The following is a 12,400-nucleotide window of genomic DNA, read 5'->3' on the forward strand; positions in this document are numbered from 1 at the left end:
CATATTGTGCTATCCGCTCCCGCGAGGTAATTGACTTTTTTATCGCCAGTGGCATGATGCGCTCACTTTCATTGTCCCGATGGCTTCAGTCTTATTATGTCCGCATATTCTCGCCCAGTGCTGCTTCTGCTCTGTGGGCTTTTGCTGTTTACGATTTCTATCGCGGTTTTAAATACATTAGTTCCCTTATGGTTATCCCATCAACAGCTGCCAACCTGGCAAGTGGGGATGGTGAGCTCATCATATTTTACTGGGAATCTTGTCGGGACATTAATTGCCGGGCGGTTTATTCAGCGCCTTGGCTTTAATCGTAGCTACCATTACTCCTGTATTTTATTTGCGCTAGCGACTTGTGGGCTGATGCTGTCGGTCGACTTTTGGAGCTGGCTGGGGTGGCGCTTTTTTGCCGGAGTGGCCTGCGCGCTGATTTGGGTTATTGTCGAGAGCGCATTACTGCGCAGTGGCACATTAATCAATCGCGGACAACTGCTGGCGGCTTACATGATGGTTTACTATCTCGGGACCGTCACCGGGCAACTCCTCTTGGGCATCGTCTCCACACAATTACTTAACGTTATCCCTTGGGTCAGTGCGTTGGTGATTACGGCGATGTTGCCACTGCTATTTGCCCATTTCTCGCATCAAGGTGATAGTGAATCATCACATATTGCCGTTTGGTCGATGCTGAAACGTCGTAGCGCGCGTCTGGGGATTAATGGCTGCATTATCTCAGGTGTGTTATTAGGTTCGCTCTATGGGTTGTTACCGCTGTATTTGTCCCATCAAGGAATGAGTGATGCGAGCGTCGGGTGGTGGATGGCACTGCTGGTCAGTTCGGGAATTGTGGGGCAGTGGCCGATAGGTAAAATGGCAGACCGCTATGGCCGGCTACTGGTGCTGCGCATTCAGGTATTCGTCGTTATCCTTGGTAGCGTGGCTATTCTGGGTAACTATGCCTTGGCTCCGGCTCTGTTTATTCTGGGGGGTGCTGGTTTTACCCTCTATCCGGTAGCCATGGCGTGGGCGTGTGAGAAAGCCAGTGCTGATGAGTTGGTGGCGATGAATCAGGCCTTATTGATGAGTTACACCATCGGCAGTTTGGCTGGGCCGACGATGACTTCACTGTTAATGCAGCATTATTCGGATAATCTATTGTTCGTGATGATTGCTGGCGTGGCTTTAGTCTATTTAATGATGTTATTGCGCAAACCTGACCAGCAGCACACGCCTTACGCTGCAGTGTAGTGGACAAAAAAATGCCGCCAGCGGAGTAATCCGGCAGGGCGGCACAGTTTGAGTATCAGTGGGGCGCTATTGATTACTCGGTCACTGAGTTAGTAGATAACTTTGTGACCGTAGCTTTCCAAAATGCCTTTTACACGATCCATAATTTCCTTGGATGGTGGGTTAACGCCATCCAGCTTGTATTCTTCGCCCATGGCAATCCATTTGTGCTTACCTAATTCGTGGTAAGGCAGCAACTCGATTTTTTCTATATTGGTCATGTTCTGGGTAAACTCACCCAACATATGAGCTGATTTGTCATCATCTGACCAGCCCGGTACCACCACATAGCGAACCCAGGTTTTCTGGTTACGTTTTGCCAGATAGCGAGCAAATTCTAGCGTCCGGTGATTGGATACGCCGACCAAATTCTGATGCACGCTGTCATCCATCTGTTTTAAATCCAGCATTACTAAATCTGTGGCATCCAATAATTCATCAATCACTGGATCATAACGACGCACAAAGCCATTGGTATCCAGGCAAGTATGAATCCCTTCTTCATGACAGGCGCGGAACCAATCGCGTACAAACTCGGCCTGCAAGATAGCTTCGCCACCAGAGGCAGTCACGCCGCCGCCAGATGCATTCATAAAGTGGCGATAGGTGATGGCTTCTTTGACTAATTCTTCAACGGTAACTTCTTTACCGCCGTGGGTATCCCAGGTATCACGGTTATGGCAATACAGGCAACGCATCAAGCAGCCCTGGAAGAATACGATAAATCGGATGCCTGGGCCGTCAACGGTGCCACAGGATTCGAATGAGTGAATACGACCAAGTACTGGTTTGGTAGCCCCCTCTGTGGCGGGGGTTTCCGTTGTAATACAATCTGTTATCTTGTTCATAAAGTTCCAGTTAGTGCCATTTGGTTCTGAATGGTGGACATTATATGGACATTCCTTTTATGGGATTCAGTGCTACCGCATCTTGCAAGAAGTCAGGTGCAAAGTGCGCATACGTCATCGTTTGTTGTATTGTGGAGTGTCCTAAAATTCGTTGTAGTGTAATAATATTACCTCCATTCATCATAAAATGCGTTGCGAAAGTGTGCCTCAATATGTGCAATGCCTGACCGTCAGGGATGTCAGGTTTCATTTCCCTTAGTATTCTACGGGTTTTAGTATAGTTTGACTTAAATAGTAAGCCCGTACTCCGTAGTTTTATCAGCTTGAATAGTTCCTCAGAAATTGGGACTGACCGCCGCTTACCGTTCTTGGTCTTCATAAAAGTAACCATGTTATTAAATACATGTTCACCTTTCAGAGCTGAAACCTCACCCCACCGCGCGCCAGTAGCCAGGCAAACTAAAGCCACTTTCCGATCATCATCCTCTAATAGCCCCAGCAGTTTGGGTAATTCATCGGATGATAGAAACGCCATTTCTGATTCAGGTTCTTTCAGCTTCTTAATCCCGCTAAATGGGTTTTGACAGTGATATTCACCCGCGTTAATTAGCTTGGTGAATAGCCCCATCAAGACAGAACACTCACGGTTAATGCTCGATGTCTTAAGCCCTGTATTTAGCAAGTGAACCCGATAGTCTGTGATGGTTTTTTTTGTCAGTTGGTCGGCCCTGATAACCCCCATTTCGGCTAATTTTTTCATCGTGGCAATTAGCCGGCCTTTCTCAACGTCCCCGCGTGTATGGCTCTTACCGTGATATATCCACCACAGATCAAGTAACTCAGTTAATTTTCTACGGTCTGCGGGTTTCTCTAGCCACTCTTTGTCGTGATAGTTCACCAGGATATGGCGCTCATAAATTTGCGCTTCACCTTTGGTATTAAATTTACGCCGGATTCGCTTTCCCTCGGAACCCTGCGGCCTTACGTCCACTTCATAGCGACCATCATCGAGCTTCTTAATCGACATAAGATAGCCCTCCGATGAAATCATCATTTTGGAACAATGTTTCAAAAATATAAATTAAGTAGATATTTAGCCAATCTCTTTCCCTGAGTGGGTAGAGATTATTCCGTTTTGCCCATCAGGGGAGAGGGCCGGAGCTATTTGTCCGGCAGCGGGATTGATTTCATCAAACATAAACCAATCTCGATATTTTCTAAATCTTGGGTGCTTAAACAATTTTATTCCTGCCTCCATTGGCATCTTTGTTTTTCCTGATTCATAGCCATGATAGGAGTAATAATTTAATCCTATTAATTCAGCTACTTGCTTCGTATTTAAACGCTCAGAGTCACGAATGAGCTTTAGTTTCTCAGATTGACTAATTGACATCTGTTTGCAGATCTCCTATTTTGTTGTATATGTTATGTGGTGTTTAACGCTAACTAGGCCTAAATGGTTCCAGTTGGCGATCTATAAGTAAATTGGAGAATAGCAAATGTCAGATGTCGCTAAAACTCTTGGATCTGAAACTTTGTTAGAGAGTGAAGATAGTTCCACCAAGAAATCCGTCAGATTGTCGGAGAAACCCGCAAATCTTCTTTCAAAAGAGGGTTTCGCTTTGTACGTAGGTAAGACGGTTGCTGCCGTTGTCGCTATGGCAAAAGCTGGCAAGTTACCCGCGTTTTACATGGCCGACCCATCAAAGCCCGGCGGCCATGCCGAACTGTGGATTAGTCGGTCAGAGTGGGATAAATACGCAGAACAACTGGTTGAAGATGCACCGTCAGCGTGGCATGGCTGGAAAGATCGTATTAGTGCCAGTAAGCCGGGAAGAGGGCGCAAAGATAAAGCTAAGGCGGCGGCATGATTTCCCCATCCCCAGCAATCGCCGCACGTTATGCACTTACTGTTATCAGTGACCACACCAGCGCATACCGTAGTTTTTCAATTACCAAATTAAAACGTAATAAAAGAAATCCGATCACCCGTTACCACGTTAGACAAGGTGATGATTCTTACGGCAAGTTCGACGCCCAGGCGCAGGCAACTGAATACATTGATCGGTTATATGAAATGAGGGGATAGAGCCCTCTCTCAAATAAAGCAATTTGCGAAAGGGTTTTTTCTTTATTAAAGGAATGAGGTGTTGAAAATGCAGAAATTACAGCCGCAAATTAAATTGAAAAAAAATAGCCTCATTCCTGAGGCTGAATTCACAACATCTTTTTTTTTTAAAAATCTACTCGGTTTTGAAATGGGATTTCTTACAGTAGAAGGGAGCGTTTCCCACCGTCGATATTATTCAGGCCGTCAATCAAATCCTGAATCAGGTCAGTAGCCATTTCCGGAGTTAAAGCATATGGCGGTGTATCGTGCCCCATTAAAGTTCCGATACGTGTATGGAGATTACCCATGATTACGCCAATATATTTATTTCCTGAAGCATCAGACATTTCTTTGCATTCAAGCTCCCTTGGAAAAATTGCTTCAATTTCCATGTATATAACTCCTTTTGTGGTTGGTTGGTATTTGCGCCGGGGTTCCTTCTCACAGTAGTAACCGGCGCAAAAAACAGTACCACAAAAAACGTGCGCCGGGCGCGATGCAGTATCCCGGCAACTATTCATTTGATGGAGATCACTTTATGACCGCTAATCAATGCCCGTCACTGGCTGCAATGCTACGGAACGGCCAACAAGTTACCCACCGTCGCCACCAGTGCGGCTGGATTGAAACACCAGACGGTCGCGACTTTCAGCCGAAAGCCAGTGAAGTGCAATTTATCAAAGGTTGTCGCACTCCCTTTATGGCAAAGCCCAAGGGTAAACCCCGTTGGTGGGCGCGCCTTATGGGAATATTTGCGTAGGAGGATGTATGGCAAACACCGAAGAGGCCCGCGCGGTACCGCTGACATTAAAAGAGCGACAACACGGTTTACAGCATGTCGCTGAGATTTGGTATTTACTCCCAAACAAAAAACACCAGGGAGTTATTCCGGCACTGATTAATGAAATGGGCGAGACAGACCCAAAAATGAAAGGTGCCATTTATTACCTTGCTGGCATTATCAAGGCAAGGCATGAATTAGAGTTTAAGGAGCTGCTACCGGACGAGCAGAGACAAATTGTTGATGCATTGAATAGATGGCGGGCATCAGCCAGCTTATTACCGGAAAGAATCACATATATAGATTGTGAACCATTGCCGGATAATAAAAGTAATTAATTAAACACCTGAAATTAACAGGCGCTTTGTTGCGTCGGGCTTCCCATTATCTAAAGGCGGGATAATAACAATGAGTGTTGCACCGATAAAATTAACGAAAGAGATAAATGACATAGAACTGGTCGAGCATTTTAATAATGCCCGCCGTTCTGAACGATTGTTACTGCTTGAGCGGCTAGAAAATAAACTGACTAATTTAAATATTCCCAGACTTTCAAAGGTGGAAGTATTTAAAGAGTTATCCGTATGGATATCAGAAATGAAACCCGTTGTTAATTCACTCATCCAAAATAAAGAGGCTAAATAATGGCTACTCATATCAATACTACTAACGCAATTAAGGGGCTGACTTGTGTCACTGAGCATTTAAAAGCCCTTGAGGTACTTTTTATTGCTCCTGCCATCGCTCGGCATTCCATCCAGCATTTAACTGATGCCGGTATTGAAATTGAGCGTCTTAATAATGAAGCCATTAAATTGCGGAGTGAGATAGCGAAGTTAAAAGCTGAGCAACCATCGCGATTTGTTCGCCGCTGGGAAAGCGTAATTGACGCAGTGAGCGCCACAACCGCAGGGGATCGCGTATCTTCTGTTGGAATTATTGATCCCGATATGGAGACAGATAGAGCAATCACAGCAATCAAGAAAACCGAAGCCGACCGCAAGGAAGCCTTACGCACTGCGGAAGCATTCCAAAAGGCACAACCCAAAACGGAACCGACAGAAGATATTTTTGCCGCCGTAAGACGGGGAATTTTCAACAATTATTTCCCCGCTCCCGATGTATTAAATGCGCTTACTAACCAACGTGCTGGACTGCTCATTCGTGGACGGTATCGATTTATTTTAACTGAAATCATTGATGAAGCAGTCCGCGCATCGGTAATACATCCCCAATGGCCGACTGATGCACTCCACGCCGTATCTATTCTCACTGAGGAGTCAGGGGAATTAATGAAAGCGGCTATTGAATACCATTATAACAACGGCGATATAGAAGCCGTTCGCGAAGAAGCCATACAAACGGGCGCAATGGCTTTGCGTGTACTGCTGAATATCGACAGATACAAACGACCGTCAGACGAAAAATAAACACCTCTCACCCTGCCACTTTGTGGCGGGGATTTTTTCACATCTAAATAATGGAATTAAAAATGAGCAAAGAAAACAAGTCTTGGACAATAACACCCTTAATAGCCCTTGGGCTTATTTTCATCACCTTAAAGTTAATGGGATATATCACCTGGTCATGGTGGTGGGTAACTGCGCCATTTTGGGGCGGCTTAGCATTATGGCTCGTTATTATCGCAGTGCTTCTCATGGTTATTGGGGCAATCACCCACCGAGAGTCGAAAAAATTATGACTACCCCACATCGACACGGCCAACCCTGGTCACCGGATGAGGTGGCTTATCTGCGTGAAGCGGTAACAACAACCCGATATCAAGATATTGCCGATCACCTGGGCCGCACCTTGACCGCCGTCCGGGTAAAAGCATTTTCCGAAGAGGTTAACCCCTCAACTATCGGCGAACGTAACCGCAATTCGAAGCACAGCGATCATGATGTTGAGCTATGTCGCGCGCTTTATGCCGAGGGATTAACGCCTAGGGTTATCGCCGAAAAAATGGAAATACCGAAAGGCACGGTATACGCGATTGTTTATTACCGGATACGGCAATCGCCTACGCCTGGCGGTTTATTCCAACAATGACCAACACACGCGGCAGAATTCAGCCCACCCCGCCACAACCTTACCCCGGAAACGATGAAACGTTTGCCGGGGTTTACTCTTGGAATAAACCCAACACCGGCATAAATCCGCGTCAAAATATTGCGCCGGTACAACTCACCCCGTTAGCGCAAATGATAGCGGCCTATCATGCGGATATTGAGAACAAGAAAGCCGAGCTGACTGACGAGGAGCGTAAGGCCAGGGCTCGGCATCAGTGGCGACTTGATAATTTCGAAGATGAAGAAGCTAAGCGTGAAATAACCCTTGCCTGGCTGGCCTTAGCCAGAGAAGCCGAACACCATAATCACAGCTTAAGAACCCAGGCTAATCTCAACGGCCAGCCAAAATTTATTCGCCAACCTATACAGCGACGCATTGATTACCTACGCCGGGAGCGTAGCGACGAGCGGGCTAATGATTTCTTAAACAAAATTGTTGAGAAAATATTGTCACGCCTGGACGCGATGAGAGAGAAGCAACAAACTGCCGCAATGCGACATATTGCGAGTCGCGAAGGTCTGGACGGTCTATTGCATTTGGCTGAACTCAATAAAAGGGAAGTCACCACCCTTGCCACCATGACCGCCGCGCATATGGATATGTTACTCGATAGCCAAATGGTGAAACTCCCGGCTGAAAATGCCACACCACGCCAGATATTGCGGATTTATCACGCCGTCGCTAACGAAGCCAGAAAACTGTCAATTACCCCCCCGAATTGGGACGCTCTTAACGATAAGTTACGCCGCAGGGGGGAAATACCTTACGACCTGATCCCCGGTGCGCTAGCCCGTTTGCGCTGTGCTACTTGGTGGAAAGGCCGGTTATGGCGGCTACGTTGTCAGTGGCGAGAGGAACAATTGCGCGCTGTCATGCTGGTACATAAGAAAACATCCCCTTACATCAGCCATGAAGCGCTGGTTTATCAGCGTGAACAGTGGCGACGTTCTGCCGAGTTTATCCGTGCTCACGACCTGGTCAATGATAGTGGCTTTGTTATGGATATGGAGGAAGTCGTAAACGCCAGCGCCAGCAACCCACATTTACGCTATATCGAAATGATGACGACCTGTAAGGGGTTAGAAAATCTGGCAGAAATGCGCGGCGATAAGGCGATGTTTTACACAATAACCTGTCCATCCAGGTATCACGCCACGCTTAAAGACGGCAGACCTAACCTAAAATGGAGCACAAAAACTGTCAGGGAAAGCAGCAATTATCTGGTTAACCTTTTTGCAGGCATCAGAAAAAAACTCAACCGGTTAGGTTTGCGCTGGTATGGCGTCCGCATTGCCGAACCCCATCATGATGGCACCGTTCACTGGCATTTGATGTGCATCATGGAAAAACAAGACCGCGCCGCGATCACTCAGGTGATGCGGGATTTTGCTGTCCGTGAAGATAGACAAGAGTTAGGGCGAAATATTAAACCTCGTTTTGATGTTAAGCCGGTACTCAAAAGCAAAGGCACCATCACCAGTTATTTAACCAAATACCTGGGTAAGAACGTGCGCGGCAGCAACATTAAAGGAAAGTTGGATAAAGAAACCGGTAAGCCGATAGTCAGTAAAGAAACCGGGCAACCGTTGGGCGACGATACCGAAAGGGCCGTTGCCTGGGCCTCTCTTCACGGTGTCCAGCAATTCCGTTTTTTTGGCATTCCCTCCCGCCAGGTATACCGCGAATTACGGATGTTAGCCGGCCAGCTCCGGCGCAAGGCAGAAGCCAAAGCCCTAAAGATGGAAGCCGCCGCCGCAACCAAGGACGAAACCGGTTTAGGTAAGGTCTGGTTATGGAAAAAAGTGCTGGCTAATAAAGACATGGATGATGTGCTGGCCGCAGCGGATGCCGGCTGTATGGCGACGTACATCCTAAAACAAGGCGGCGTGCTGGAACCTCGCAAAAATCACCTTATCCGCACCGCTTATATTGAGTCTGAAACGCCTAACGATTACGGCGAACACGGCACCAAAATTTATGGCATCTGGTCACCAAGCCTGGGCGACCGCTCACGCGTTTGTATTCATAGCGATAACTGGAAGATGGTACGCAAGACTGCCAGCGATGACAGCCAAACCAAGGCCACTCCTGTGGCCGTAGACGTTGACCTTGATTTTGATTTTGCAGTTGGGGGCGGCGTTATCGCCCCTCGGACTCGTGGCAATAACTGTCCCCACCCCGACGACGAAGCCCCAAAGCAGCGTAAAAAACGCACAACACCACCGCCTGATTTAAGTGATTTTTCCAAAATAACGTTCACCCAACGGCGAGAAATGCGTGAGCGATTGCGGAAATTGCCGCCGCCGAGGTATGGCGGTGACGATAAACCCAAAGAACCCCGATCACCGCCAGTCAGTGAGCGAATAATTTCGCCTGAAATGTGCCAAAAAATCGACCAGGCCATGCAGCGTAGCGGCTGGGTATTGGAAAAATGGCAAATCAACGTCTTAGCCAGGGGGAGCAATCTGTCATTACCAAACACAATGACCGTCCGACTTGACCAGGAACGCTGGGAACAAGGGGAAGTGAAGCTGATTAAATTATTTGAGGCTTATCGAGCACAGACATAATCCCAACCTGACAGTTGTCTTGGTGCAAAAAAAATAACATAGAAAAATCATTTGATTCTCTATTTATCGATAATAATTGATATATTGCTCGATTTTAGATGAAGGAACATTTAGCTTTATCAGTAATGCGACTTTCAGAAGGATTTCAGTACTCTGTAAATATATGGAAATTTTCTCGGAGGTTTCTATGAACAAAGGCTGATGTATAATCTTATTTCTAGATTCGCATATTTCTCTAATATTTATATCTTTAAGTTTGAATTTTTCTATCATTGATTCTGGTAGGCTGCGTATGAAATGCTGGATGCAGCTTTCGGTATTGTGCTTTTTTCTGTTTGCACTTTTTATTGCTCTTAAAAACCTCTGAAGAGAAACTCCTGGGAATTGATTCGATAACAACCTCTTTGACCTTATAAGTAAAACTGATAATTTATCTTCATTAGCATAACTAGAGTTTATTAATGTAATTTTTTCAAGTATTCTATAATACCCTAAGAACTTTTCTTCATCATTGTGAATCATGGAATATGTCACGTATTTTTTAATTAACTCTTTAATTTCATAATTATTATGGTTGAAGTAGTCCTCCCAAATTAACTCAGGGAAGCTTTCCTCTGAATCATCGCGATAAGGGCTAGAGTAGGGTAAAGTCATACCATTTAGAATGAGTTTATTAGATCCTTTTTTTTCAGCAAGATATAATTGTGTATAATCATTCCAATAATCATTGGGACTTTGTGTTTTAATGTTTGAAATATTAATTTCATCACCAATTAAAAACCTTAGTAACATATATAAATCAATATATCTTTCAATTAAAACATCAAAACTAACAGGCTTCTCGAAAGTAATTTTTATGTGCGGGTCTACCTCCATTCCTACAGTGTGTAGGCCATTTAAACCGCCGTATCTGTATGAATAATAGAGACCAAGACTTCCAAGTCCAGCGATAGTTTTTTCAAATTCGACACATTCATCTTGGCTGGGTAATCTATTGCTAAGCCCATGTGCTATTATATTATTTAGTTTACGAGTGCAGCCCGACCATTTTTTAATACCTTCCCCATGGATGCTAAGGTTAGTAAATAAATTATTTTCGCATAATATTTGTTCTGAATATAAAAATCCTTGAGCAGTAAATGAATAATCACTAAAACTTTCATCTGACTCTGTATGCATGCATGAAATATTATTTAAATTTAGGCCGAACAGGAGGTAGTGGCTTAGGCCTCCTTTGAAAACTAATGAATTAAAAGAGGTGTTATCCAAAGCATTAATATTGATTTTACCTTTAAAATCAACCAAGCGGATGTGAATCCCTTTATCATTTAAAGTTAGCTCCGAAAAATAGCTTTCATTTTCAATTATTACATAACCTTTAATAATTTCGTTAAAAATTTCAGTGTGATAATTAATCTGTTCCATAACTTATTACTACCCCTAAAATTTTAAATTAAATTTTATTTTTTAATACTCCCTGCAACTCCTGTAAGTCTACTACTTTTTAAGGTCACATACTTTTGAGTTTATGACATTTTTATGCATCAATAATACCCTTTCGTTATCGTATTAAGTAAACAGTAAAATGCTTGCTTTTCGCTCTTGGCAGTCTGATGTGGTTGTTGCTGATGGCTTTGTACCAGAAGCGGATACGCTAACATAGTGCTATGATAATTTATGGAAATCAGGTCAAAGTATCCCATATTTTTCAAGGAGAAGTTGCAACGTGAAAGTGGTTTTTAATATCAATGGGAAAAAAGTCCCGCTCCAATCTTTGCAGTACATAAGCAAAGAAAACCAGCTCGAAGTAATGCGTAATTGGTTTTTTGAGAACTTCGAAGACCCCGCGAATGCTTGCCCTTATGAATCCCGAGAAGGCGGGTATGCTTACATTTATGGCGGCCCATATGACGCAAGCGAAGAGTTGCAAGCGATGTTTGATAACTACGTAAAGTCCGATTATATCAATGAGTTAGTAGGCGAGTTGCAAGAGCACTGTTACGACTGGTCAGGCAATTCCAATAACATTGATGATTGGTACGATGAAGACTTGTACGATGCAGTAACTTCTTCCGAAGAACCTTTTGTTAAGTTCGTTAAGAATATTGAAGGAATAAAGTCACTGGCAAAAAGCGAATCTAAAGATGAGCGAAAAGATCATCTGCTTAGTCTCTTGTACACCAACGTCATTACAGCCTTGGAAACGATTTATGTTGAGTTATTCATTAACTCTATAGAGAAAGATGAGTCCTATATCGCCGATTTTATAGAAAACGGTAAGACGGAGTTCAAAGTAAGCAAAGAGATTATAGCTTTACCGTTCAAAGGTGAGCCTATTGAAAAAATAAGGGAGGAGCTAATCAAAGCTATTAAGGAGCATTTGATTAGTGCAAGCTGGCATAACACAGACCTAGTTGTGAAGCGTTACAAGGCTACGTTTGACATTAAAGTCCAAAGAGACTGGCCGATAGAGGCGATTCAAAATGCAACGCTAAAGCGCAACCATTTAGTACATCGTGGCGGTAAGGATAAAGACGGCAACCCAGTAGTGATTACTGAGCAAGATTTAGAACAATTGCTGGATCATGCAATGTCTCTTGGGAAAAAATTGTACGATAACCTCGACAATGAAATACAGAAAAAAGCCCATATGGATGAGTACGAATTTTGAGCGAGGAGGGGGTGTTCCGCGCTGAATCATACAATTAAACAAAACCCGCCGTTCGGCGGGTTT

16 protein-coding genes are annotated in these 12,400 nt (G+C 44.4%); 11 read left to right on the forward strand and 5 right to left on the reverse strand.

Translation table 11 applies throughout. The features are described 5' to 3' along the window. Window positions 1-96 precede the first annotated feature (96 nt). Window positions 97-1,245: an MFS transporter gene (locus FTA96_RS15815; RefSeq protein ID WP_145538804.1), complete on the forward strand. Its 1,149-nt coding sequence runs from the start codon at window positions 97-99 to the stop codon at window positions 1,243-1,245. An 89-nt stretch (window positions 1,246-1,334) separates the two neighbouring features. On the opposite strand, the gene pflA is transcribed toward FTA96_RS15815, so the two are convergent. The 3 genes from pflA to FTA96_RS15830 form a co-directional block, all read right to left on the reverse strand. Then, entirely contained in the window at window positions 1,335-2,132 is a 798-nt protein-coding gene (pflA, locus tag FTA96_RS15820) for a pyruvate formate lyase 1-activating protein (protein ID WP_145574265.1), read from the reverse strand. A gap of 40 nt (window positions 2,133-2,172) precedes the next feature. After that, window positions 2,173-3,159 carry a phage integrase gene (locus FTA96_RS15825; protein ID WP_145574267.1) on the reverse strand — a complete coding sequence of 329 codons (987 nt, stop codon included), beginning with the start codon at window positions 3,157-3,159 and terminating at the stop codon, window positions 2,173-2,175. A 66-nt stretch (window positions 3,160-3,225) separates the two neighbouring features. Further along, entirely contained in the window at window positions 3,226-3,525 is a 300-nt protein-coding gene (locus FTA96_RS15830) for a helix-turn-helix domain-containing protein (RefSeq protein WP_145481852.1), read from the reverse strand. Window positions 3,526-3,631: 106 nt separating this feature from the next. Here FTA96_RS15830 and FTA96_RS15835 point away from each other — a divergent pair, with 106 nt between their 5' ends. Together FTA96_RS15835 and FTA96_RS15840 are read left to right on the forward strand one after the other, a co-directional pair. Further along, on the forward strand, window positions 3,632-4,003 hold the full coding sequence (locus FTA96_RS15835; protein ID WP_145574269.1) for a Cox family DNA-binding protein: 372 nt from the start codon (window positions 3,632-3,634) through the stop codon (window positions 4,001-4,003). After that, window positions 4,000-4,221, forward strand: coding sequence for a hypothetical protein (locus FTA96_RS15840; protein WP_145574271.1), 222 nt, complete (start codon window positions 4,000-4,002; stop codon window positions 4,219-4,221). Before FTA96_RS15835 ends, FTA96_RS15840 begins: the two co-directional genes overlap by 4 nt. Before the next feature lie 179 nt (window positions 4,222-4,400). Here the strand turns inward: FTA96_RS15840 and FTA96_RS15845 are convergent, their stop codons facing one another. Continuing rightward, window positions 4,401-4,634: a hypothetical protein gene (locus tag FTA96_RS15845; protein ID WP_145574273.1), complete on the reverse strand. Its 234-nt coding sequence runs from the start codon at window positions 4,632-4,634 to the stop codon at window positions 4,401-4,403. 146 nt (window positions 4,635-4,780) lie between these two features. On the opposite strand from FTA96_RS15845, the gene FTA96_RS15850 reads away from it, so the two are divergent. The 7 genes from FTA96_RS15850 (at window position 4,781) to FTA96_RS15880 (ending at window position 9,666) form a co-directional block, all read left to right on the forward strand. Further along, entirely contained in the window at window positions 4,781-5,002 is a 222-nt protein-coding gene (locus tag FTA96_RS15850; protein WP_049616172.1) for a phage filamentation protein Fil family protein, read from the forward strand. Window positions 5,003-5,010: 8 nt separating this feature from the next. Then, the gene (locus tag FTA96_RS15855; protein WP_145574275.1) at window positions 5,011-5,361 is read left to right on the forward strand and encodes a DUF5347 family protein; all 351 of its coding nucleotides are present in this window, start codon (window positions 5,011-5,013) and stop codon (window positions 5,359-5,361) included. 70 nt (window positions 5,362-5,431) lie between these two features. Then, window positions 5,432-5,668, forward strand: coding sequence for a hypothetical protein (locus tag FTA96_RS15860; protein ID WP_186372882.1), 237 nt, complete (start codon window positions 5,432-5,434; stop codon window positions 5,666-5,668). After that, entirely contained in the window at window positions 5,668-6,453 is a 786-nt protein-coding gene (locus FTA96_RS15865; protein ID WP_145574278.1) for a hypothetical protein, read from the forward strand. The genes FTA96_RS15860 and FTA96_RS15865 overlap by 1 nt, the downstream gene beginning before the upstream one ends. Window positions 6,454-6,515: 62 nt before the next feature. Continuing rightward, a complete protein-coding gene (locus FTA96_RS15870) occupies window positions 6,516-6,725 on the forward strand; it encodes a transmembrane Fragile-X-F protein (protein WP_145574280.1) in 210 nt (69 codons plus the stop codon). Beyond that, window positions 6,722-7,075: a hypothetical protein gene (locus tag FTA96_RS15875; protein ID WP_145574282.1), complete on the forward strand. Its 354-nt coding sequence runs from the start codon at window positions 6,722-6,724 to the stop codon at window positions 7,073-7,075. The genes FTA96_RS15870 and FTA96_RS15875 overlap by 4 nt, the downstream gene beginning before the upstream one ends. Further along, complete coding sequence (locus FTA96_RS15880) at window positions 7,072-9,666, forward strand: replication endonuclease (protein ID WP_145574283.1); 2,595 nt, start codon at window positions 7,072-7,074, stop codon at window positions 9,664-9,666. The genes FTA96_RS15875 and FTA96_RS15880 overlap by 4 nt, the downstream gene beginning before the upstream one ends. A 63-nt stretch (window positions 9,667-9,729) precedes the next feature. Here FTA96_RS15880 and FTA96_RS15885 read toward each other — a convergent pair whose 3' ends face one another. Beyond that, entirely contained in the window at window positions 9,730-11,091 is a 1,362-nt protein-coding gene (locus tag FTA96_RS15885) for an ApeA N-terminal domain 1-containing protein (RefSeq protein ID WP_145574285.1), read from the reverse strand. 301 nt (window positions 11,092-11,392) lie between these two features. Between FTA96_RS15885 and FTA96_RS15890 the strand changes: the two genes are divergently transcribed. Beyond that, window positions 11,393-12,337, forward strand: coding sequence for a hypothetical protein (locus FTA96_RS15890; protein ID WP_145574287.1), 945 nt, complete (start codon window positions 11,393-11,395; stop codon window positions 12,335-12,337). Window positions 12,338-12,400: the final 63 nt, after the last annotated feature.

The sequence above is a fragment of the Yersinia alsatica genome (assembly GCF_902170305.1).
GTDB classification, from domain to species: Bacteria; Pseudomonadota; Gammaproteobacteria; order Enterobacterales; family Enterobacteriaceae; genus Yersinia; species Yersinia alsatica.

Coding starts and splice junctions, on each gene's coding strand:
- FTA96_RS15815 (WP_145538804.1), top strand. CDS start 97: ATGTCCGCATATTCTCGCCCAGTGCTGCTTCTGCTCTGTGGGCTTTTG.
- pflA (WP_145574265.1), bottom strand. CDS start 2,132: ATGAACAAGATAACAGATTGTATTACAACGGAAACCCCCGCCACAGAG.
- FTA96_RS15825 (WP_145574267.1), bottom strand. CDS start 3,159: ATGTCGATTAAGAAGCTCGATGATGGTCGCTATGAAGTGGACGTAAGG.
- FTA96_RS15830 (WP_145481852.1), bottom strand. CDS start 3,525: ATGTCAATTAGTCAATCTGAGAAACTAAAGCTCATTCGTGACTCTGAG.
- FTA96_RS15835 (WP_145574269.1), top strand. CDS start 3,632: ATGTCAGATGTCGCTAAAACTCTTGGATCTGAAACTTTGTTAGAGAGT.
- FTA96_RS15840 (WP_145574271.1), top strand. CDS start 4,000: ATGATTTCCCCATCCCCAGCAATCGCCGCACGTTATGCACTTACTGTT.
- FTA96_RS15845 (WP_145574273.1), bottom strand. CDS start 4,634: ATGGAAATTGAAGCAATTTTTCCAAGGGAGCTTGAATGCAAAGAAATG.
- FTA96_RS15850 (WP_049616172.1), top strand. CDS start 4,781: ATGACCGCTAATCAATGCCCGTCACTGGCTGCAATGCTACGGAACGGC.
- FTA96_RS15855 (WP_145574275.1), top strand. CDS start 5,011: ATGGCAAACACCGAAGAGGCCCGCGCGGTACCGCTGACATTAAAAGAG.
- FTA96_RS15860 (WP_186372882.1), top strand. CDS start 5,432: ATGAGTGTTGCACCGATAAAATTAACGAAAGAGATAAATGACATAGAA.
- FTA96_RS15865 (WP_145574278.1), top strand. CDS start 5,668: ATGGCTACTCATATCAATACTACTAACGCAATTAAGGGGCTGACTTGT.
- FTA96_RS15870 (WP_145574280.1), top strand. CDS start 6,516: ATGAGCAAAGAAAACAAGTCTTGGACAATAACACCCTTAATAGCCCTT.
- FTA96_RS15875 (WP_145574282.1), top strand. CDS start 6,722: ATGACTACCCCACATCGACACGGCCAACCCTGGTCACCGGATGAGGTG.
- FTA96_RS15880 (WP_145574283.1), top strand. CDS start 7,072: ATGACCAACACACGCGGCAGAATTCAGCCCACCCCGCCACAACCTTAC.
- FTA96_RS15885 (WP_145574285.1), bottom strand. CDS start 11,091: ATGGAACAGATTAATTATCACACTGAAATTTTTAACGAAATTATTAAA.